Genomic DNA, 20,812 nt, shown 5'->3' with positions numbered 1-20,812 from the left:
CCGACCGTCCCCGGGCTTCGTCCGTCGCCGCCGTGCACGATGCCGGGGCTCGGGAACTCTCCGGGCGCCGCCGCAAGGAGATCGTCGCGGTGCTGCTGTTCAGCGGTGGCCCCATCTTCGAGAGTTCCATACCGCTCTCCGTGTTCGGGATCGATCGGCAGGACGCCGGAGTGCCGCGCTACCGCCTTCTGGTGTGCGGCGGCGAGGAAGGACCGCTGCGCACCACAGGGGGTCTGGAACTCAGCGCTCCGTATGGCCTGGAGGCGATCTCGCGGGCGGGCACGGTCGTCGTGCCGGCCTGGCGGTCGATCACATCGCCGCCTCCGCAGGAGGCACTCGACGCGCTGCGCCAAGCGCACGAAGAGGGCGCCCGCATCGTCGGGCTCAACACGGGTGCCTTCGCCCTCGCCGCGGCGGGTCTGCTGGACGGCCGTCCGGCGACGACGCACTGGATGTACGCGCCGACGCTGGCCAAGCGCTACCCGTCGGTGCGTGTGGACCCACGAGAGCTGTTCGTGGACGACGGGGACGTGCTCACGAGCGCGGGGACCACGGCCGGGATCGACCTGTGCCTGCACATCGTGCGCACCGACCATGGCAACGAGGCGGCGAGCGCGCTCGCCCGCAGGCTCGTCGTGCCTGCGCGCACGACCGGCGGCCAGAAGCGCCATCTCGACAGGTTCCTGCCCGAGGAGATCGGTACCGACCCGCTCGCCGAGGCTGTCGCCTGGGCCCTGGAACATCTCCACGAGCAGTTCGACGTGGAGACGCTGGCCGCACGCGCGTACATGGCACGGCGTACCTTCGACCGTCGCTTCCGCGCCCTGACGGGCAGCGCCCCCAAGCAGTGGCTGATCACCCAGCGCGTTCTGCAGGCGCAACGGCTGCTGGAGACGTCGGACTACTCGGTGGACGAGATCGCGGGCCGCTGCGGCTTCCGGTCGGCGACGGCGTTTCGTGAGGCCTTCCGGCGTGAGCTCGGCTCCGCGCCCGCTGCCTACCGGGCTGCGTACCGGGCCCGTCGCCCGCGGAGCGAAGGGCCGGTGGCGCCACCCGGCCATCCGCTCACGCCCCAGGCCGGACGGATCGGCGCGGCGGGGGCGCGCGGACCGTTCCTGCACACCTCACCCGGCCCTTCGCCCGCCCCGGACGACGACGAGTGGCCCGACCCGGCCACTGCTGCCCCCGGACCCGCCCCTCGGGCGACACCACACCCTTCACAGCCAAGTGGCCGCGACTGATGGGAGACATCGCGAAGGGAGCGCTCGGCGGTGCCTGGAGCCTGCTGGTCGGCTGGATCCTGCCGACCGCGCTCAACCTCGCCGTCCTCAGTGCGGCCCTGCTGCCCGGCCTGCGCGGCCTGCCGCCCTTCGCGCGCCTCGCAGGCCTCGCCGACGGCAGGTGGGCGCTCGCCTTCCTCACCGCTTCGTTGATGCTGGGCCTGGTCCTCAACGCCCTGCAGAATCCGCTCTACCGGATCCTGGAGGGCTACCTGCTCTGGCCTTCCGTCGCCTACGCGTACGGCTGCCGCCGCCACCGTGAGCGCAGCCAGGGCCTCGCCGACCGCCTGACGGTCATGCGCCTGGAGAGGCGGGAGGCCGAGAGCGCACTACCGCCAGCCCAGGCGGCGGACCTCGCCCGCCTCCGAAGCCGTCCGCGCGTGGCCCGGCACCGCCACAGCGACCTCCGCAGCACCGTGATCCGCCGCGCGCTGCTGCAGGAGCGCCTCGCGCGCTACCCCGTCGACGAGAGCCAGTTGGCGCCCACCCAACTCGGCAACGCGATCCGCCGCTTCGAGGAGTACGCCTACGACCGCTACCGGCTCGACTCGCAGCTGCTGTGGAACGAGCTGACTGCCACGGCCCCCGAGCAGGCACGCCGCCAAGTCGACACGGCCCGTACCAGCGTCGACTTCTTCGTCTGCCTGCTCTACGGCCACGTCGTCGTCCTGCTCGGCGCCCTGGCCACCTTCGCCTCCCCGGGCGCCGACGCCCCCGTCGTGATCACGACGGCAGCCGTGCTCCTGACGCTCATCCCCGTGTGGTACCGCAGCGCCGTCGTTGCCACCGACGAATGGGCCGCGGCCGTACGTGCCCTTGTGAACGTCGGCCGACATCCCCTGGCGGAGACCCTGGGCCTCGAAATCCCCCAGGAGCTGGCCGCCGAACGGGAGATGTGGTCCATGGCCTCCCGCCTGTCACGCATCCCCTACCACGAGCGCGCCACAGCCCTCGATCGCTTCCGGCGCCGGCCGGGGCCGCGCGCGGAAAGCCAAGACCCCGCCGCCTCAAACTAGTTCAGGTTGCGGTTCCGCTTGCTGAACGGGTGCGACCTTCGGCTCCCACAGCCTGGTGGTCCGCATATAGCCGTAGACCACTGAGGCCATCGCCAGAATGAGCAGTGGCCCGAAAACACCCGGGTGCTTGGCCATTTGCATCGGCAGAAAGCGATACGACACCAAGAGCAGCGTGAAGACCGTCGTGCCGTAGGCGACCAGCTGGATTCCCGAGCGGTCCCAGCCGCGGTCGAGTGCCCGCAGCGCCGCATCGATCGTGAACGCGAACACCACGCCGGCGATGATGTCCACGCCGTAGTGATAGCCGAATCCCAGCGTCGCGCCGAGGGTGGCCGTCAGCCAGAACACGCCCGCGTATCGCAGAAGTCGTGGGCCCTTGCGGGAGTGGATGAAGATCGTGGTGGCCCACGCCGTGTGCAGGCTGGGCATGCAGTTGCGCGGGGTGATCTCGTCGAAGGGTATCTCGTGCGGGGCGGCCAGCGGCGGCGGTGTGTGCGGCCACAGCTTGGCCAGGGCCCATTGCTCACCGCCGGTGCCGAAGGCGCCGTCGCCGTAGGTGAAGATCGGTCCGACCACCGGGAAGATCATGTAGATGGCCGGGCCCAGAAGGCCGATGACCAAGAAGGTGCGCACCAGATGGTGGCCCGGGAAGCGGCGCTCGACCGCCACGTTGCGCAGCTGGTACAGCGCGACGATGACCGCGGCCACCGCGAGCTGGATGTAGACGTAGTCGAGGACATGAGCGCCGACCGGACCGGTGGCGTTGACCAACCTGCCCACCACCCAAGAGGGGTTGCCCAGCGCGTGATCGGCGGTGGCCACGTACTGATCGAGCACCGTCGGGCGGGTCTTCGACGTGATGAGCAGCCAGATGTCGCCCGTCTTGCGGCCGGCCACCAGAAGCAGGCCGAGCCCGACGCCCTTCAGGAGCAGGACACGTTCCGGGCCGGTGCGGCGCGTGACGGCGATGACGGCATAGCCCAGCATCACCCACAACGCACCGTTGCCGAACATCATCTCGGCGCCGACGGCCCACCGCACCAGGAAGAAGACGATGTCGATGCCGACCGCGATGCCGGCCGCGATGAACCGTTGCCGCCAGGTGAGCACCACCATCATCAACGCCATCGAGGCGTAGAGCAGCGGCCCTGATTTCGGGGCGAACACCACCTCTCGCACCTGATTGGCGATCGGCCCCGGTACCCCGTAGTGACGCGCGGCGATCTCCAGCACGATGAGGAACCCGAGGGCCACCACGGCTGCCGCGGTCCACAGCATCGCCCGTGGCTGACGCCACGCGGCGAACACCGCTCTGCAGTTTTTTCGCGAAAACATCTGAGATGCTATAGATATCAATGGTTTGGCCGATTTGTTAGATGTTAATTAAATAGCTCACTCTTCGTGCTAGATAGCATGGTTTCTGGTGAAGTAAGGGCGATCAGGGCACTCGTTGTGAGTTCGATCATGTTAGCGGAGTGGTGCGGGTGGGTTCACTTGGTCGCCTGATCCTCGCCAACTGAGCTTTCCGGTCGGCGCTTGGCCGGTGCGCCGGGCGCCATCCCGTCCTTATCGGTCAGTTCGTGTCCGCGGTGCCGGTGATCACGTCCTCGGCGGACAGCTCCACCGTCACCTTGAGATGCGGGCTTCGATGCCGTCGAGCAGGAAGTCGAGGCCGATCCGGAAGGTGTGGTCGGCGTCCAGGTGGGCGGCGTCGCGCACCACCGTGGCCAGCGCGGGGAATCGGCCGGTGGCGAAGGTCCGCTCCAAGTAGGGCCCGAGTGAGGCCTGCCAGCGCTTCTCGTCCATCCCGGTGGCCCGCTCGGCACGCCGCTCGGCGATCTCCCGCCGCACCGCCCCGATCACGTACGCGTTGACTGTGGAGACCACCGGCATGATGGCGTCGACGTCGACGTCGCCCAGTGCGGCCATGACGGCTTCCCCGCTCGCCAGGGCGTTCGGCCCGAGCTGTGGCCGACCGCCGAGCAGGTCGGCGAGCCACTCGTGCTCATGGGCGGCCTGCCGGGTGGTTTCGGCGAGGGACCGCAGCGCCTCGCGCCAGTCGTCTCCGACCGGCCGGATCTCGGCGTGGACCGCGTCGACCATCAGGTCGAGCAGCTCCTCCTTGCCGTCGATGTAGCCGTACAGCCGCATCGGCCCGACGCCCAGCGCGGCGGCGACCTTGCGCAGCGACACCGCCTCCAGGCCGTCCGCGTCGGCCAACTGGATCGCCGCTCGCACGATCCGGTCCCGGCTCAGCTGGGCCGGCGCGGGTCGATTCGGTGGCTCCGGCCTTTCCCACACCAACATGCCGCTCACAGTACATTGCATCGAGCGATACAGTGTATCGTCCAGTACGGTGTATCGAGGAGAGATGAGAGGCAACCATGACCATCGCCATCGTCGGAGCGGGCCCCGGCGGCCTGGCTCTCGCCCGTGTGCTGCACGTGAACGGCATAGATTCCGTGGTGTATGAACGTGAATCGTCACGTGGTGCGCGCGGCCAGGGCGGCATGCTCGACATTCACTCCGGCCAGCGGGCGCTGCGCGAGGCCGGTCTGATCGACCGGTTCTACGAGATCGCCCGCGGTGAAGGCCAGGACATGAGCCTTCTCGAGCCGGATGGCACCCTCCTGTTCCAGGAGGACACACCCGACGACGCCCCGCTCGATCGCCCCGAGGTCGACCGCGCCGACCTGCGCGACCTGCTGCTGGATTCCCTCCCCGAAGGCGTTGTGCGCTGGGGGCACGCGTTCGAATCCGCCGACAACGGCCTGCTGCACTTCGCCGACGGCAGCAGCGCGACGTACGACCTGCTGGTCGGCGCGGACGGCGCGTACTCCCGGGTCCGCGCGCTGCTCACCGACGCCCGCCCGGTGCACATCGGACAGAACGTCGTCGAGATCGGCATTCCCGACATCGACCGCACGCACCCCGACCTCGCGGCGATGGTCGGGCGCGGCAACTACTGGGTGCTCGGTAAGGGACTGTCCCTGGCGGCGCAGCGCAACGGGGACGGCCGCGTTCGCATCGGCCTCAGCTTCTACGGCACGGCCGAGGACTGGTTCGCCACCAGCGGGATCCCGTTCGACGACCCGGCCGCCGCCCGGGCACGGCTGATCGACCTGCTCCCCGGCTGGGACGCACGGTTCATCGCGCTGATCGAGGCCTGCGACGACTCGGTCGTGCCGCGGTCGATCGCCACTCTCCCGGCCGGCCTCACCTGGCCGTCGAAGCCGGACGTCACACTGCTCGGCGATGCCGCGCACCTGATGCCCCCGGTGGGGGAGGGCGCCAACATGGCGCTGCTCGACGGCGCCCTGCTCGGTCTGGCGCTGGCCGCGCATCCGGACGACTTTCCCGCCGCCGTCAAGGAATACGAACGCGAGATGTTCGAGCGCACCAGCGCCGCCGCCCGGATGTCCGCGGACATGCAGGAACTGCTGACGTCGCCGGACGCCGCCCAGAAATTGCTCGCCTTCTTCCAGCCTGGCTGAAGGCGACCAAGGACGACCAGGAGACCGGTCGTCCGACCGGTGCGCCCCGACGCGGACCAGTGGCTGACGGGACGGGTTGCCAGGAGACTGTTCACGGGAGGTCCGCCTCACGTCCGACGCACTCCGGAGGTACCTCATGCCCCGCCCTGTCTGGTCCGGCGCGATCTCGTTCGGTCTGGTCACGATTCCGATCAAGGTGCTGCCCGCCACGGAGAACCACTCGATCTCGTTCCACCAGTACCACCTCGAGGACATGAGCCGGGTCCGCACGCGGAAGATCTGCGATCTCGACGGCAAGCAGCTCACGAACGCCGAGATCGGCAAGGGGTTCGAGGTCAGCAAAGACACGATCGTCGCGGTCACTGATGCCGAGCTCGACGAGATGCCGCTCCCGACCGCGAAGGCGATCGAGATCGCTGGTTTCGTGCCCTACGAATCGATCGATCCGATCCGGATCGGCGAGGGCTACTACCTGCAGGCCGACGGGCAGGTCGCGAACAAGCCCTACACGCTCCTGCGCAAAGCCCTCGAACGGAACAGCAAGGCCGCCGTCGCGAAGTTCGCATGGCACGGGCGCGAGAGGCTGGGCCTGCTGCGTGTGCAGGACGACGTGATCCTGCTGCACGCCATGAAGTGGGACGACGAAGTCCGGGACCCCAAGGAGCTGGCCCCCAAGGCGATGGACCTGGACGACGACGAGATCGACCGGGCCATACTGCTCATCGACTCCATGACCACGGACGGCATCGCCGACCAGGAATGGGCCACCGACCGCTACACCGAAGCCCTCGAGCGGGTCATCGAGGCGAAGGCGGAAGGGAAGAAGCCGCCGGAGATGGAAGAGGAGGAGGCGCCCGCCGGGCAGGTCCTCGACCTCATGGCCGCGCTCCAGGAGTCCGTAGAGAAGGCGCAGTCGGCCCGCGGCGAGACCGGCAAGGACGCGACGGTCCACGAGATGCCGAAGAAGCCGAAGAAGAAGACCGCGGCCACGACCGCGGCCAAGAAGACCGCGAAGAAGACGGCGGCCAAGACCTCTGCGGCGAAGAAGTCCTCCGCCGCGAAGAAGACCGCGGACAAGAAGACGGCCGCGAGGAAGCCGCGGCGCACTGCCTGATCCGTCATGGCTCGCGCTGATGTTCAGTGCCTCGCCGGTGAGCGACTGAGCCGGTGAGTGACTGAGCCTGTGGGCGACCGAGCCTGTGGGGCTTCCGGCGCAAGCGCATCGCCCGTTCGAGGGCGATCGAACCTGCCGCGCTTTCGGGCGCCGCAGAGCAGGTCATGATCACCGCGGCTTCGCGCAAAGGCCGGAGTCTGTCGTCTGCTCCGGAGGTATCAGTGGTCCTCGTCATCGTCGTCGCCGTACTCGCCCTGTGCGCAGGGCTCGCGGCGAACCGGTTCCTGCGGCCGCGGCTGATGCCCGACGACGACACCGGGATGGCCGTCAAGGATCTTGTCGGCCCGTTGCTGACGCTGACCGTCCTCCTGCTGGCCTTCGTGCTGGTCACCGCGTCGGGCTCATACGGAAAAGCCGAGGTCGCATCGCGCGGCGAGGCACGCGCGCTCGACCAGCTCACCGAGATCGCCGAATACGCTTCGGCGGAGGAGCGGGAACGGGTCCAGGCGGACGCCGTCTGCTACGCACGTGCCGTCCGCACCCAGGAGTGGCCCGCCATGGCCGACGGCAGCGGGGCGGCGGCGCCCAGCGTGTGGTCGACCGACGTCCGGCACTCCTTCCGCGGTCTGGAGGGCAAGCCGGTCTTCGGCATGCTGATCGCCGCCGACAACAAGCGGTCCGACGAACGCGAGGAACGCCTCACGCAGGCCACCGCCAGCATCCCCAGCGCCATCTTCTGGTTCCTGCTCGCCACGCTCGCCATCACCGTCGTGGCTCTCGCCGTCTGCCTGCCCCGCAGGAACAACCGCGGCCAGCTCGTCGTCCTGACGGTGATCACCGCGCTCCTGACGGTGACGCTGTGCATCATCCGTGACGTCGACCGGCCCTTCGACGGCATCATCAAGGTCAAGCCCACTGCGATCGCAGAGGTCGAACGCCAGGCCACCCGCGATTTCCTCGTGCACCACGAGGCCGCCGACCTGCCGTGCGACGACAAGGGCAACCGGCGTGACGCGTAGCCCGTCCCGCAAGGCCCGTACGGCTGCTGCTGGTGTCCACGCGTCGGTGCGGCGGGCCCGGGTGGCAGAGTGGAAGGGCTTGTTCCGTCCAGTGGAGGTAGTCCCCGCATGCGCTTGCTGCTCATACGTCATGGCCAGACCCCGTCCAACGTCAAGCACCTCTTGGACACCGGGGCGCCGGGCCCGGGGCTGACCACGCTCGGGCAGGAACAGGCGGGTGCGCTGCCGCAGGCCTTGGCGGGGGAGAAGATCGCTGCCCTTTACGCGTCCACGCTGGTGCGTACCCAGCTGACGGCCGCGCCGCTGGCCGCCGCGACAGGGCTTGAGGTCCAGGTCCGGGACGGGATCCGGGAGCTGGTCGCAGGCGACCTGGAGATGCGCGGCGACGACGAGGCCGCCGCCGCTTACCTCGCCACTGCCTTCGCCTGGTCCGAGGGTGACATCGAGCGCCGGATGCCCGGCGGCGAGAACGGCGTGGAGGCCCTGGGGCGCTACGACGCCGTCGTCGCCGAGGCGGCCGCGACGGGAGCCGAGACGGTGGCGATGGTCAGCCACGGTGCCGCGATCCGGATGTGGGTGGCCGCTCGGGCGGGCAACGTCGACGTGGCGTACGCGTCGACTCACCCGTTGGGCAACACGGGCGTGGTCGTCCTCACGGGCTCGCCCGAAGAGGGCTGGCGGACCCTGGTCTGGGAGGGCAGCCCGCTGGGCCCGGAAGGCGACTCGCCCGAGGAGGACAGCGGCCCGGCGGGGGAGGCCACCGTTCCGGCGGCCTGAGACTCGGTCCTGGGGTTCTCGGGCGGGGGCGTGAGCGGGGCCAGCGTGCTGGGCCGCACCGCGCCCGCGGCGGCCGAGCCGAGCAGCAGTTCGGTCAGGTCATGCGGCTGAGCCTGCTCGTCGGCCGGGGCTGCCGCTGTGACCCGGTCGAGCCGGAAGCCCCGGCCCGCCCGTCGCGTGCGGCACCAGGCGATGAGGTACCACCGGCCGCCGGCGGTGAGCAGTCCGGCTGGTTCCACCACGCGGTCGCTCTCGCGTCCCGCCGCGTCGATGTAGGACAGCCGCAGGACCGTGTTGGTGGTGAGGGCCTTCTCCACCGCGGCGCGGACCGTGGAGTCGGCCCGTGACGGCAGCGCGACGATCCGTGCGGCGAGCTCCTGTGCCGCCGCCGATGCGGGACCGGTCATCGAGACCGCGATCTTCTGCGCCGCTGTGCGGGCCGCACCGGCGTACGGCGCGGAGGCGTCGGCCGCGGCGAGCGCGACGGCCAGGGCCGAGGCCTCATCGGCGGTGAACCGGATCGGGGGCAGGGTCATCTCCGGGTCGATCGACCAGCCCCCGCCCCGGCCGGGTGCGGTGCGTACGGGCACGCCCGCTTCCATCAGCGCCTGGAGGTCGCGCTGCGCCGTGCGCGTACTCACCTCGAATCGCGCGGCGAGCGCCGCGACCGTCAGCGGCCGTGGCGCAGCCGCGCGCAACTCTTCCACCAGCGCATAGAGCCGAGCAGTGCGGTTCACGTCGCCGACGCTACCGTCCTGCTGTGGACAGGAAGTCCCGCTCGCGCCGCAGCTCCCGCTCGGTGATGGTCAGCGGGAACAGGGTGAAGCCGTGCATGGCACCGGCGACGACACCGAGCTGCACGGGCGCACCTGCCGCCTGCCAGCGTGCGGCCAGGAACAGCGAGTCGTCGCGCAGCGGATCCTCGGTGCCGACGACGATCCGGGCGGGCGGCAGTCCGGTCAGGTCGGCGAACAGCGGTGAGACCTCGGGAGCGCGGCGCTGTTCCGCTCCCATGCCCGGCGTGAACAGCTCGTAGGTGCGCCGGAGCGTGTCGGTGTTGCTCAGCAACTGCCGTGATCCGAACAACCGCTGACTGGGTGTCATCGACAGGTCGTACGGGCCGAAGAGCAGGTGCGCCGCCCGGAACGCGCCCGTGACGCCGTGCCGGTCGCGGAGACGCAGCAGTGTCGCGACGGTCAGGTGCGCACCGGCCGACTCGCCGCCGATCAGCAGTCGTTGCGTGCCGAATTCGACTGAGGCGTGGTCCACCAGCCATCGGGCGGCCGCTTCGCAGTCGTCAAGGCCGGCGGGGAAGGGGTGTTCCGGCGCGAGGCGATACTCCACGCTCACCACGGTCAGACGTGCCTGCTCGGCAAGGCGCCAGAGCTTCTGATCCTGCCCGTCCGCGGAGCCGAACGCCCAGCCGCCGCCGTGGATGTGCAGGTACACGCCGTCGACGTGGTCGGGCACGAACGCCCGGACCTTCACCCCGCCCGCGACAACGCGGTCCTGCCCCTGCGGGAGTCTCACGGATGGGGTGTCGCCGCCGAGCCGGTTGCGCCGCAGGGTGGCCAGGAGGGTTGCGTCCGGCGTCACTTCGCGGGCCGGGCGGCTCGCGAAAGCCGCGGCGAAACTCTCGTTGAACTTCAGGGTCTCGGTGAGGCAGTCCTCGTCTGTGATCGTCATGCCGCCGACGGTCGCAGCCGTCCGCGACAACGTCCTGTCACCCTTTCCTCGTGAGCCGCGTCACAGGGTGGCGTGCGAGAGCGCTCCTGCGCGCTGCGATCAGGGGGACTCCTCAGCCGAGATCGCGCCAGCCGCTCTCCAGGAGCTCGAAGGCGCGGGTGACGGCCTGGCGAGGGTCGTCGTGGCCGCGAGCGGTGCGGGGGGCTTCGAGGGCGAAGTGGGCCAGGGCGGTGCAGGCGGGGTCGTCCGCGGGCAGGCCGCTTTCGTCGGCGATGGCCAGGGCCAGGGCGGAGGCGTGGCGCAGCCACATGTTCTGGAGGTAGTCGCGCAGGGCCGGGGTGTTGTCGACCAGGTCGAAGAAGGCGGTGAAGCGGTCGTCGCCGTCCGTGGCCGCCATGCGGTGGCGCAGCGCGTGTTCGCGCAGCGCCGCGGGGATGGACCGGCCTGGGGGGCGCTCGCGCACGGCGGCGAGCAGGCCGGCTTCCTGGGCGGCGTCCTCGTCGAAGACGAGTGCTTCCTTGACCGGGAAGTGCTTGAACAGCGTGGTGGTGGACACGTCTGCGGCATCCGCGATCTCCCGGATGCCGACATCGTCGTATCCGCGCTCCAGGAAAAGGCGCAGTGCCGCATCCGCGATGGCTTGGCGGGTGGCGGCCTTCTTGCGCTCGCGGCGCCCCATCGGCGCCGGCGGGGTCCCCGCCTCGTTATCGCTGTCGCTGTCCGTGTCGGTCATACCTGGACTCTACCCTTCGGTTGCCCAACTTCAAAAGTTGAGTCGTTGCACTTATTGAGCTGGTGTGCTCTTCTGGAGCGGCGGCCGTGAGGTGCATGCCCGGCCCCGGAACCCCCTTGCCGCCTCACCGCGCGAATCGTCGAAGAACACCCACCCACGCGAAGCCACACCGCGGCCCGGCCCTGCCGTGCCGCAGGAACGGAGGATCACCATGACCACCACCCCCGCACCCCGTATCGCGATCATCGGCGCCGGTCCCGGCGGCCTGACCTGCGCCCGCATCCTGCAGGAGCACGGCATCGCCGCCACCGTCCACGACGCCGACGCCTCCCGCGCCGCCCGCGACCAGGGCGGCACCCTCGACATGCATCCCGGCTCCGGCCAACACGCCCTGCGTACAGCCGGATTGCTGGACGACTTCCTGGCCGAGGCCCGCCCCGAGGGCCAGCAGATGCGACTGGTCGGCAGGGACGGGCGGATTCTGTTCGACGCCGCCCCGCCCGCGGCCGACGCCACCGAGGGCAACCCCGAGATAGACCGCGGCCAACTGCGCGGCCTCCTCCTCGATTCCCTCGAGCCGGGCACCGTGCGCTGGGGTCACAAGCTCACGCGCGTCGCCCCACTCAAAGACGGCACCCACCGCCTGCACTTCGCCGACGACGCGATCGCCGCCGACGCCGACCTCGTCATCGGGGCCGACGGTGCCTGGTCCCAGGTCCGCCGTCTCCTGTCCGACGCGACGCCGGTCTACACCGGTGTCACCTTCGTCGAGGCCGGGCTCAGTGATGCCGACCGCCGCCACCCCCGCCTCGCCGAACTCACCGGCGACGGCACCATGATGGCCCTCGACAACAACCAGGGCTTCGTGGCCCAGCGCAACAGCGGCGGACACATCCGTATCTACATCGGCATGCGCACCGACGAGAACTGGCACCGGCAGGCCGGACTCGACCTCAGCGACACCGCAGCCGTGCGCGACGCCCTCCTCGATGAGTTCACCGGTTGGAGCCCCGACCTGCTCGGTTTCATCACCGGCACCGACACCGGCTACACCAACCGCCCCTTGTACGCCCTTCCCGTCCCGCACACCTGGCCCCACACCCCCGGGCTCACCCTCCTCGGCGACGCCGCCCACCTCATGTCCCCCTTCTCCGGGATGGGCGCCAATCTCGCCATGCTCGACGGCGCCGACCTCGCCCAGGCGCTCATCGACCACCCCACCGTCGACCAGGCCATCACCGCCTACGAGAAGGTCCTCCTGCCGCGCTCCGCCGAAGCCGCCGCAGGAGCCGCCGAGGGAATCAACGGCGCCTTCGCCCCCGACAGCGCCGCACAGACCCTCGCCCACATGACGCAGCACCACTGAAGGCAGCACCACTGAAACTCGCGCGGCGCGTCACAGGACGGCGTCGAGGAGCATGAACGCCGCCACAGCCAGCAGCACGAACGCGAAGGAGCGCTGCAGCAGGGGCCCTGACAACTTGAGGGCCAGGCGTTTGCCGTCCCACGCGCCCAGGAGCGCGGCGGCGGCGAACGGGCCGATGGCCGACCAGTCGAGGCCCGCGACGGTGGCGCCCCGGGTGGCCAGGGAAGCCAGTGAGTTGGCCGAGATGACCAGCAGACTGGTACCGATCGCGGCCTGCATCTCGAACGCCAGCACGGTGACCAGTGCCGGTACCGCGAGGAAGCCTCCCCCCACTCCCAGGAGGCCGGTCAGCGCGCCGAGCCCGGCCCCGGTGCCCGCCGCCTTCACCGGCCGCACCGTGCCGTCCCCTGCACCGGCCGCCGGTGCCGGACGCAGCATCCTGAGCGCGGCGAGGCCCGCGATGACGCCGAACGCGATGGTGAGGGCGGCCTGGGGCAGGCGGCTCGCGGCGGCTCCGGCGAGCGCCGCGGGCAGGAGACCGGCGGCGGCGAACAGGGCTCCGGCCTTCCACCGCACGTGGCCGGACCGGGCATGGCCGTACAGGGCGGTCAGCGAGGTGGCGGTGACGATGACCAGGCTCGCGGTGGTGGCCGCCGCGGGCGTGAAGCCGAGCAGGTAGATCAAGGCGGGCACGGCGAGGACACTGCCCCCGCCGCCGAGAGCGCCCAGCGTCAGGCCGACCACGGCCCCCGCGACCAAGGCCAGGACGAGGGTGCTCACGCTGCTCGGCCGCCCTGCCCTGATATCGCGTCCACCGGCGGCACGGCGGTGCCGTCGCCGGTGTGGTGCAGGGCCTGTTCAGGGGCAGGGCGGCTGTGACCACTGTCTAGGTGGGACATCGTGGGCCTTCGAGCTTGTGGGTTAGGTGGTGTTCAGGAAGGGGTGGTAATCGTCAGACCCGCGTCGCCCGCGGCGTCGAAGCCGTCGTCGACCGCGACGACCTGCCGTCCGGCGGCGTCCAGGAGGGAGGCGGCGATCGCGGCGCGCATCCCTCCGGCGCAGTGGACCCACACCGTGCCGTCCGGTATCTCGTCGATCCGCAGGCGCAGTTCATGGACCGGGATGTGCACCGAGCCTGCGATGTGTCCGGCGGCGCGTTCGGAATCACGGCGTACGTCGAGCACCAGCGCCCCTGCGCCGCACCGGCGGGCTTCGGCGAGGTCGGAGAAGGCGGCGCGCGGGAACGACGCAGGGCGTTCTCCCTCGCGGAGCCAGCTCGCCGGGCCGCCGGTGGCGCAGGCGGCCGGACGGTCGATGCCCACGCGGGTCAGTTCGCGCTGTGCGTCGGCGATCTGGGCGGCCGTCTCGGCCAGCAGCGTGACGGGCTTGCCCCAGGGGATCAGCCAGGCGAGATACGTGGCGAGCTTGCCATCGCCCTCGAAGTTGAACGTCCCGGCCACGTGTCCCTCGGCGAAGGCGACCCGGTTGCGGAGGTCCACCACCCACTCGCCTGCGGCCAGCCGCTCGGCGATCTGTCCGGCGTCGGCGGGTGCGGGCGGGGTGAGGTCGACAGGGGCGGGACCGGCGGCGTTGATCGGGCCCATGTGCGTGTAGTAGGCGGGCACTTCCTCCAGGCCCGCCAGGGTCCGGGCCACGAAGGTGTCCACATCGAGGGTGAGCGCGTCGTTGGCCCTGCGTTCCTTGCGGATCGTGGTCGCGTCCCCCTCGGCCTGGGAGGAGGAGCAGAAGCTGCCGAAGCCGTGGGTGGGGTGCACCGGCACCGTGTCGTCCAGCTCGTCGGCCAGCCGGTGCGCGGAGGCGTGCTGGGCACGGGCCAGTTGCTCGGTCAGCCGCGGCTCCACCAGGTCCGGGCGCCCCACCGTGCCGATCAGCAGGGAGCCGCCGGTGAACGCCGCCACACCGCGGCCGTCCTCCTCCAGGACGTACGAGGTGTGGTGAGGCGTGTGACCGGGGGTGGCGATGGCGCGCAGCACCAGGCCCTCGTCCACCTCGACCGTGTCACCGTCGGCGACCGGGGTCCGGGCGAACGACACGTGAGCCGCCGACGGCACCAGGTAGACGGCGCCCGTGATGCGAGCCAGCTCCAGGCCGCCGGTGACGTAGTCGTTGTGTACGTGGGTCTCCGCCACGTACGCGATGCGCACCCCGCGCCTCGTCGCCGCCGCGATCAACTGGTCGATGTCGCGCGGCGGATCGACGGCGACCGCGGTACGTGCGCCGCCGGACAGATAACTGCGGTTTCCCAGGCCCTCGAACGTCAGGGTGTCGACGAAGAACATGGCCATGGTTTCCCTTCGCGAGAAAGCGGTTGATCACGTGACGGGCTTTGGGGGGGGGGCGGGACGGAACGGTCGGCCCGCCGCCGAGCAGGTGCTGCTTGCCGCCCGGCCGACGCAGGTGCAAGGGGCGTCGCCCTCCACCCGGTTACTTCCCCGTGGGACCGGACACGACCGGCAGCCCGGCCGCTTCCCAGGCTTCGATCCCACCGGCGAGGCTGAAAACCGCGGAACGGCCGAGACCCACCGCCTGCGCCGCGGCCTGCGTGCCGCGCCGGCCGGTGCGGCAGATGAACGCCAGCGGTCCGTCGGGCAGCGCGAAAGGGAGGCCGGCAACGCGCCGAGCGCGGCGTGCACGGCGCCCGCAGGCCGCCCGGCCACCCACTCGTCGTCCTGCCGGACATCGACCAGGGTGAGTTCGCCCTCGGCCAGGCGCCGCCGCGCCTCCGGCGGCGACATCTCGGCGACCTCATGGGCGCGGTCACCGCCTTGCCCCCGGTCCGCGGCCGGGGCAACGGTCCGGATCGCCTCGTACCCCGAGGCGTGCACGACGGCCAACTGCTGGCCCATCATCGGGCACACGTTCATCGCCTGTTCCCAGTCGGCGAGCGACTCTCACTCGGCGACGTTCACGAGGCAGAACCTGCTCCCCGGCATGACCGTGCGGAACATGGAGGTCCGGACGCCCGTCGCGGCGGGTGATCGCTGCAGCAAGTGCGCCCACTGTGTGCGACGTTCAGCACAAGCGGCAAAGAGAATTGCTACTCCTGCAAACCAAAGTCATCGCCAGCTGGAGGCCGGTGCCGGGCAGCAGCAGGGTTTGGCAGACCACTTCCAGATCGCCCGGCTCGGGGTGACGCAGGTGCTTCCGCAGCATCGGTACGGGCCGTACGTCGTGGTCGCGCCAGCCGGCCACGAATTCCCGGCATGCGGGGCGGCGCGGGTGATCGTACGGTGGCCGCATGCGTTCCCAAGGACGCTGTGGGTGGACCCGTTTCCGTTCGCACGTGGCGGGCCCACCCTTCTTGTGCGTGGGGTGGTCAGCTGAGCAGGGCGGCCACGAGCTCGGCGAATTCGTCCGGGGTGGCCAGGCGGATGTCGAGCGACTCGGCCTTGGCGCGCTTGGACCCCGCGCCTTCCCCCGCGACGACCAGGCTGGTGCGCTTGGAGACGCTGGAGGACGACTTGCCGCCGGCGCGTTCGATCAGTTCGTTCATCTGGTTGCGGCTGAGCTGTTCCAACGGGCCGGTCATGGCGCCGGTGACGACCACGGTCATGCCGTCCAGCGGGCCCGTGGCCGCTTGTGCGCCGGTCTCCGTCTGGTCGTCGGGGGTTGGGGGTGTGGCGCCGGGTTCGGTCATGTTCACACCGGTCGCGATGAGTTTGTCGATGACCGCGGCGAGTTCGGACAGCTCGGCCACGATGACGGGGGCCTTCTCGCTGCCGATGCCCTCGACCTGCTGCATCGCCTCCGCGTCGGCGGAGCGGATGTGGTCCATGGTGGCGAAGTGCCGGGCGATGCGGCGGGACATGGAGCGGCCGGTGCCGCGCACGCCGAGTGCGCACAGGACCCGGGAGAGGGGCTGGGTCTTGGCCGTCTCGATCGCGGCAAGGAGGTTGTCCGTGCTGGTCTCGCCCATCCGCTCCAGGCCCAGGGGCTGTTCTCGGGTGAGGGTGAAGAGGTCGGCGATGTCGGCGACCAGGCCCGCGTCGACAAGCTGCACGACGCGGCTCGCGCCGAGGCCCTCGATGTCGAGCTGGTCGCGCCCGGCGGCGTACGACAGCGAGGCGACCAGGTGGCAGTCGCGGCCGCGTTCGCACCGCCAGCGCTGCTCGCCCGCATCGATGGGGGAGCCGCACTGCGGGCACACCTCGGGGAAGACGATCGGCCGTTCGTCTCCGGTGCGCAGATGGGCGACCGGGGCTTCGACGCGGGGGATGATGTCGCCCGCCTTGTAGACCATCACCTGGTCGCCCAGGCGCAGATCGCGCCGGGTGATGTCGGAGGGGTTGTGCAGCGTCGCGTACGTGACGGTGGAGCCGTCGATGTCGACCGGCTCCAGGACGGCGCGCGGGGCGATGATTCCGGTGCGGCCGACGTTCCACTCCACGCCGATCAACTTGGTGATCTTCTCGACGGCGGGCAGCTTGAACGCGATCGCCCAGCGAGGGGCGCGGCTTCCGGATCCGGCGGCCTGCTGGTCGGCGGCGAGGTCGGCCTTGATGACGATCCCGTCGATCCCGAAGGGCAGTTCGGCCCGCAGCGCGGCGATCTCCTCCACCCGGGCCAGGACGTCCTCGACGCTCTCCAGGGTGACGCCGGGCACCGATGTGCCGGCCGGAGTCCGCACGCCGAGGTCCGCGGCGTACTGGAGGAGGTCGCCGTGGGCCAGCTCGGCCAGGTGCCCGGCGGCGTCGGCGGGAGTGGCGGGCAGGGGCAGCAGGCCGTAGGCGAAGAACGTCATCGGCACCGTGTACGCGCGGTCCTTGGCCCGCAGGGTGCCCGCCGCGGCATTGCGCGGGTTGGCGAACGGGGCGCCGCCGTGCGCGGTGCGCACCGTGTTGGCGTGCTCGAACTGGCCGGTGGTCATCAGGACTTCGCCCCGCACCTCCACGGTGACCGGCTCGGTGAGCCGGCCGGGCAGGCCCTCGATGGTGCCGATGGCGTGCGAGACGTCCTCTCCGGCCGTGCCGTCCCCGCGGGTGACCAGCCGGGTGAGGCGGCCGTCGGTGTAGCGGGCGGCGATGGCCAGGCCGTCCAGCTTGGGCTGCACGTTCCACCGCGTCACCTCCCGGCCGATCCGGCGGGCCACGGAGGCGGTCCAGGTGGTGAACTCCTCGGGCGCGAAGACGTTGTCCAGGCTGAGCATGGCCACCGTGTGCGGCACATCGCCCTGCACGGCGCCGCCGGCGACCTTCCCGGTCGGCGAGTGGGGCAGCACCTGGTCGGGGTGCTCGGCCTCGAACTCCGCGATGGCCCGCACCAGGCGGTCGTACGCGTCGTCGTCCAACGCCGACGTGCCGCCCGTGTAGTAGGCGGCCGCGGCCTTCGATGCGTCCTCGACCGCCTGCGCGTAGGCAGCGGCATCGGCGAACACAGGAGCTGAGGTTGTCATGTGAGTCATCGTGCCCGGAGGCACTGACAATCGGCCTCAGCGAGCTCAGGCGCGGCGCGCGGCCCACACGGTGCGCTCGGTGCGCACGGCGAGGTCGCCGCGGCGCAGGATGCTGTGTGGGCTCTCGGTGTCGAGGAGTTGATCGAGGGCGCCGAGGTCGTCCGCGGTCAGGGCGTGGGCGCCCCCGGCGCGCAGGCGCTTCAGGCTGCTGAGCGCGTACGGGCCGACCGCCGCGCTGCGGGAGCCGTCGACGTTCACGGTGAGCGTCCGCTTCCGCTCGACGGTGAACCCGGCGGCAGTCAGCTTGGGGCCCCAGTCGGCGCCGCGGTGCGACACGTGTTCGGCGTCGTGGTGCGCCATGGCGGCGTGACAGCGCTCCTCGAGGCCGGGCCGCTCCTTCGGGGCATCGGCCGGCAGGAAACGCGGGAAGTCGGCCAGTTCTACGACGGCGAACAGGCCGCCGGGCGCGAGCAGATCGTGCACCGTGCGCAGGGCGCGGTCCGGGTCGGCCATGTGGTGCATCGACGCCGACGCCCACACCAGCTCGGGCTCACCGAGCTCGGGCCAGCCCGCGTCGAGATCGGCGGGCACCGTGCGCACCCGGTCGGCCACGCCGAGCGCCTCGGCCCGTTCCTCCAGACGGCGCAGATGACGGGCCGACGCGTCGACGGCGGTCACCTCCGCTCCGGCGAAGCGCGCGAGCAGGGCGAACGTGCCGGTGCCCGTCCCGCATCCCAGGTCCACGATGTGGCGCGGGGCCTGGTCGAGGGGCAGCCATGCGGTGATGGACGCGGTGTGCTCGGCGAGTACTTCCGCGTCCAGATCGAGGATCTCCGCCTGGCCGTCGTCGTCCGACTCGTGCTGGGGAAGGCGGTGGTGGGCGCTGTCGTGGGCCGCGTGCGGGGAGGTGTGGGTCATGACAGCGACGCTAGATCGATCATGCCGTTGCGGCACCATGGTTCCCGGAGTGCGCAAGAAGATGGCCCGCTCCGCTGCCGCACGCGCAACCGGCCGGCCGTCGCGGTCCGGTGCGGTCAGGGGCGGGGGCGCCGGTCCGGTCCGTCACGGGCGGGGCCGGTCGCTGTCGGCGTCGTTCTCGCGCTGGTGGCCGCGGCGGGCGTCGCGGTCGAAGATGCCCAGGATCTCGCACGGCCCGCCCTCGGCGCCGATGGCGTGCGGAAGCATCGTGGGGAACTCCGCTGCCTGGTTGGTCTCGACGCGAAAGCGCCGGTTGCCGAGGAGCAGGATCGCCGTGCCGGACAGGACGACGAGCCATTCGCGGCCCGGATGGGCGCGCATGCGTGAAGGGCTGTCGGGCGGCGGATTCGTCATGCGCTGACGTACGACGCTCATGCCGGGCTCCGCCTTGATCGGCCAGCGCATGAGCCCATGGGCTCCGTCGATCGCCGGGCTGGTGATGACGTCGTCGGTGGCCGTCTCGACGAGCTGGTCCAGCGAGGTGTCCAGGGCCCGCGCGAGCGTGACGAGCTGGTCGAGGGCCAGTCGGCGCTGGCCGTTCTCGATGCGGCTGAGCGTGGACTGGCTGACGGAGGCGCGGGTGGCCAGTTCCTCCAGGGACCAGCCCTGCGCCACCCGCAGGGCGCGGATCCGTTTGCGTACCAGGCTGTCCATCTCGCCATTGTCTTGCGTCATAGGCAACATCATATGCCTTGTTCGCAAGACGTGCCTATCGTCGTGAGCGCAGCCCCCGAACCGACCGGACCGCTGGGGGCTCGCGTGAAGGAAAGAGGTGCGACGCCATGTCCGAGACCACAGCCGTGCATGCGGCCGAGACCACTGCCGCCCGTGCGACCGACGAGCTGCCGGGCGAGACCGTCGACGCCGTGGTGATCGGCGGCGGCGCCGCGGGCTTGAACGGCGCGCTGATGCTCGCCCGCTCCCGCCGTACGGTCGTCGTGATCGACGGCGGCACCCCGCGCAACGCACCCGCCGACGGCGTGCACGGCCTGCTCGGCCTGGAGGGCATCGCGCCGGCTGAATTGCTGCGGAGGGGGCGGGCCGAGGTGCGCCGCTACGGCGGCCTGGTCGTGACCGGGGAGGTTGCTTCCGCTGCCCCAACCGCTTCCGCTGCCCCAACCGCCCCTGCCCCAGCCGCTGCCGGGGGAGACCCGCGCTTCACGCTCACCCTCGCCGACGGCAGCACCCTGACAGCGCGCCGCCTGCTCGTCGCCACCGGACTGCGCGATGTCCTGCCCGAGGTGCGCGGGCTGGCCGAGCACTGGGGCCACGGGGTGGTGCACTGCCCGTACTGCCACGGCTGGGAGGTGCGCGACGAGCCCATCGGGATCCTCGCCGTCGGCCCGGCCTCCGTCCACCACGCCCTGCTGTTCCGCCAGTTGACCGACGACCTCGTCTACTTCACCCGCGGCACCGAACTCGACGGGGACACCCGTGCGCGGTTCGCCGCGCGCGGTGTCCGCGTCGTCGACACCCCCGTGACCGAGGTCGTGGCCTCTGAGGACGGCGGCATCGCGGGCGTACACCTGAGTGACGGACAGCTGGTGGCCCGGCGGGTCCTCGCCGTCGCCACCACCATGCGGGCCCGCACCGACGGCCTGGAGGAACTGGGGCTCCCGATGCAGGACCTGCCCGGCGGGACGGGCCGCCACTTCGCCACCGGCAAGGCCGGTGCCACCGAGGTGCCGGGGGTGTGGGTGGCCGGCAACGCCACCGACCTGACCGCCCAGGTCGGCGCCTCCGCCGCGGCCGGTGCCCTGGCCGGCGCGCACATCAACGCCGACCTGGCCGCCGCCGACACCGAGGCGGCCCTCGCCGCCACACAGCGCGGCCGCACCCGCGCCTGAGCCCCGCTCGGGGCTTGCCCTCGCCCCACCCCCACCCCCCCTGGCGCCCATCAACCGATCCGGCGCTGACGTCCGCATGCCATCGCATC

19 protein-coding genes and 2 pseudogenes are annotated in these 20,812 nt (G+C 71.1%); 8 read left to right on the top strand and 13 right to left on the bottom strand.

Going from position 1 to position 20,812, the window contains the following annotated elements; genetic code table 11:
- The first annotated feature begins 32 nt into the window (after positions 1-32).
- Both ABZ833_RS01360 and ABZ833_RS01355 read left to right on the top strand, forming a co-directional pair.
- On the top strand, positions 33-1,241 hold the full coding sequence (locus ABZ833_RS01360) for a helix-turn-helix domain-containing protein (protein WP_361041279.1): 1,209 nt from the start codon (positions 33-35) through the stop codon (positions 1,239-1,241).
- Complete coding sequence (locus ABZ833_RS01355) at positions 1,241-2,296, top strand: hypothetical protein (protein WP_361039436.1); 1,056 nt, start codon at positions 1,241-1,243, stop codon at positions 2,294-2,296. The genes ABZ833_RS01360 and ABZ833_RS01355 overlap by 1 nt, the downstream gene beginning before the upstream one ends.
- Here the strand turns inward: ABZ833_RS01355 and ABZ833_RS01350 are convergent.
- Positions 2,288-3,631, bottom strand: a complete 1,344-nt coding sequence (locus tag ABZ833_RS01350; protein ID WP_361039434.1) for a phosphatase PAP2 family protein — start codon at positions 3,629-3,631, stop codon at positions 2,288-2,290. The two genes, ABZ833_RS01355 and ABZ833_RS01350, sit on opposite strands and share 9 nt — an antisense overlap.
- A gap of 291 nt (positions 3,632-3,922) precedes the next feature.
- A complete protein-coding gene (locus ABZ833_RS01345) occupies positions 3,923-4,603 on the bottom strand; it encodes a TetR/AcrR family transcriptional regulator (protein WP_361039431.1) in 681 nt (226 codons plus the stop codon).
- 77 nt (positions 4,604-4,680) lie between these two features.
- On the opposite strand from ABZ833_RS01345, the gene ABZ833_RS01340 reads away from it, so the two are divergent.
- The 4 genes from ABZ833_RS01340 to ABZ833_RS01325 all read left to right on the top strand — a co-directional run bounded on the left by ABZ833_RS01340 (position 4,681) and on the right by ABZ833_RS01325 (position 8,700).
- The gene (locus ABZ833_RS01340; RefSeq protein WP_361039428.1) at positions 4,681-5,790 is read left to right on the top strand and encodes an FAD-dependent monooxygenase; all 1,110 of its coding nucleotides are present in this window, start codon (positions 4,681-4,683) and stop codon (positions 5,788-5,790) included.
- Between the two features lie 136 nt (positions 5,791-5,926).
- Positions 5,927-6,904, top strand: coding sequence for a Ku protein (locus ABZ833_RS01335; protein WP_361039425.1), 978 nt, complete (start codon positions 5,927-5,929; stop codon positions 6,902-6,904).
- A gap of 221 nt (positions 6,905-7,125) precedes the next feature.
- A complete protein-coding gene (locus ABZ833_RS01330) occupies positions 7,126-7,923 on the top strand; it encodes a hypothetical protein (protein WP_361039422.1) in 798 nt (265 codons plus the stop codon).
- A 108-nt stretch (positions 7,924-8,031) separates the two neighbouring features.
- Positions 8,032-8,700, top strand: a complete 669-nt coding sequence (locus ABZ833_RS01325) for a histidine phosphatase family protein (RefSeq protein WP_361039419.1) — start codon at positions 8,032-8,034, stop codon at positions 8,698-8,700.
- A 110-nt stretch (positions 8,701-8,810) separates the two neighbouring features.
- Here ABZ833_RS01325 and ABZ833_RS01320 read toward each other — a convergent pair.
- The 3 genes and pseudogenes from ABZ833_RS01320 to ABZ833_RS01310 all read right to left on the bottom strand — a co-directional run.
- Positions 8,811-9,437: pseudogene (locus ABZ833_RS01320) on the bottom strand (WYL domain-containing protein); the annotation flags it as partial.
- Between the two features lie 10 nt (positions 9,438-9,447).
- Positions 9,448-10,386 (bottom strand): alpha/beta hydrolase, encoded by a 939-nt coding sequence (locus ABZ833_RS01315; RefSeq protein WP_361039416.1) that lies wholly within the window; start codon positions 10,384-10,386, stop codon positions 9,448-9,450.
- A gap of 112 nt (positions 10,387-10,498) precedes the next feature.
- The gene (locus ABZ833_RS01310) at positions 10,499-11,119 is read right to left on the bottom strand and encodes a helix-turn-helix domain-containing protein (protein WP_361039413.1); all 621 of its coding nucleotides are present in this window, start codon (positions 11,117-11,119) and stop codon (positions 10,499-10,501) included.
- A 211-nt stretch (positions 11,120-11,330) separates the two neighbouring features.
- Here ABZ833_RS01310 and ABZ833_RS01305 point away from each other — a divergent pair, with 211 nt between their 5' ends.
- The gene (locus ABZ833_RS01305; protein ID WP_361039410.1) at positions 11,331-12,485 is read left to right on the top strand and encodes an NAD(P)/FAD-dependent oxidoreductase; all 1,155 of its coding nucleotides are present in this window, start codon (positions 11,331-11,333) and stop codon (positions 12,483-12,485) included.
- A 30-nt stretch (positions 12,486-12,515) separates the two neighbouring features.
- On the opposite strand, the gene ABZ833_RS01300 is transcribed toward ABZ833_RS01305, so the two are convergent.
- From ABZ833_RS01300 to ABZ833_RS01265, 8 genes and pseudogenes are all read right to left on the bottom strand, one after another.
- Complete coding sequence (locus ABZ833_RS01300; RefSeq protein ID WP_361039407.1) at positions 12,516-13,265, bottom strand: sulfite exporter TauE/SafE family protein; 750 nt, start codon at positions 13,263-13,265, stop codon at positions 12,516-12,518.
- Positions 13,266-13,417: 152 nt separating this feature from the next.
- On the bottom strand, positions 13,418-14,785 hold the full coding sequence (locus ABZ833_RS01295) for an MBL fold metallo-hydrolase (RefSeq protein ID WP_361041277.1): 1,368 nt from the start codon (positions 14,783-14,785) through the stop codon (positions 13,418-13,420).
- Between the two features lie 145 nt (positions 14,786-14,930).
- Entirely contained in the window at positions 14,931-15,167 is a 237-nt protein-coding gene (locus tag ABZ833_RS01290) for a rhodanese-like domain-containing protein (protein ID WP_361039404.1), read from the bottom strand.
- Between the two features lie 14 nt (positions 15,168-15,181).
- Positions 15,182-15,241, bottom strand: a pseudogene (locus tag ABZ833_RS01285) (hypothetical protein); the annotation flags it as partial.
- 277 nt (positions 15,242-15,518) lie between these two features.
- Entirely contained in the window at positions 15,519-15,746 is a 228-nt protein-coding gene (locus ABZ833_RS01280) for a hypothetical protein (RefSeq protein WP_361039401.1), read from the bottom strand.
- A 76-nt stretch (positions 15,747-15,822) separates the two neighbouring features.
- A complete protein-coding gene (ligA, locus tag ABZ833_RS01275) occupies positions 15,823-17,907 on the bottom strand; it encodes an NAD-dependent DNA ligase LigA (protein ID WP_361039398.1) in 2,085 nt (694 codons plus the stop codon).
- 36 nt (positions 17,908-17,943) lie between these two features.
- Entirely contained in the window at positions 17,944-18,816 is an 873-nt protein-coding gene (locus ABZ833_RS01270; protein ID WP_361039395.1) for a class I SAM-dependent methyltransferase, read from the bottom strand.
- 144 nt (positions 18,817-18,960) lie between these two features.
- Positions 18,961-19,551 carry an XRE family transcriptional regulator gene (locus ABZ833_RS01265; protein ID WP_361039393.1) on the bottom strand — a complete coding sequence of 197 codons (591 nt, stop codon included), beginning with the start codon at positions 19,549-19,551 and terminating at the stop codon, positions 18,961-18,963.
- Positions 19,552-19,658: 107 nt separating this feature from the next.
- Between ABZ833_RS01265 and ABZ833_RS01260 the strand changes: the two genes are divergently transcribed.
- Positions 19,659-20,723, top strand: a complete 1,065-nt coding sequence (locus ABZ833_RS01260; RefSeq protein ID WP_361039390.1) for an NAD(P)/FAD-dependent oxidoreductase — start codon at positions 19,659-19,661, stop codon at positions 20,721-20,723.
- Positions 20,724-20,812 lie beyond the last annotated feature (89 nt).

The organism is Streptomyces sp. NPDC047525 (assembly GCF_040643025.1).
GTDB lineage: Bacteria > Actinomycetota > Actinomycetes > Streptomycetales > Streptomycetaceae > Streptomyces > Streptomyces durmitorensis.
The sequence above is the reverse complement of the archived record's forward strand: the minus strand, read 5'-3'. Positions and strand labels throughout refer to the sequence as shown.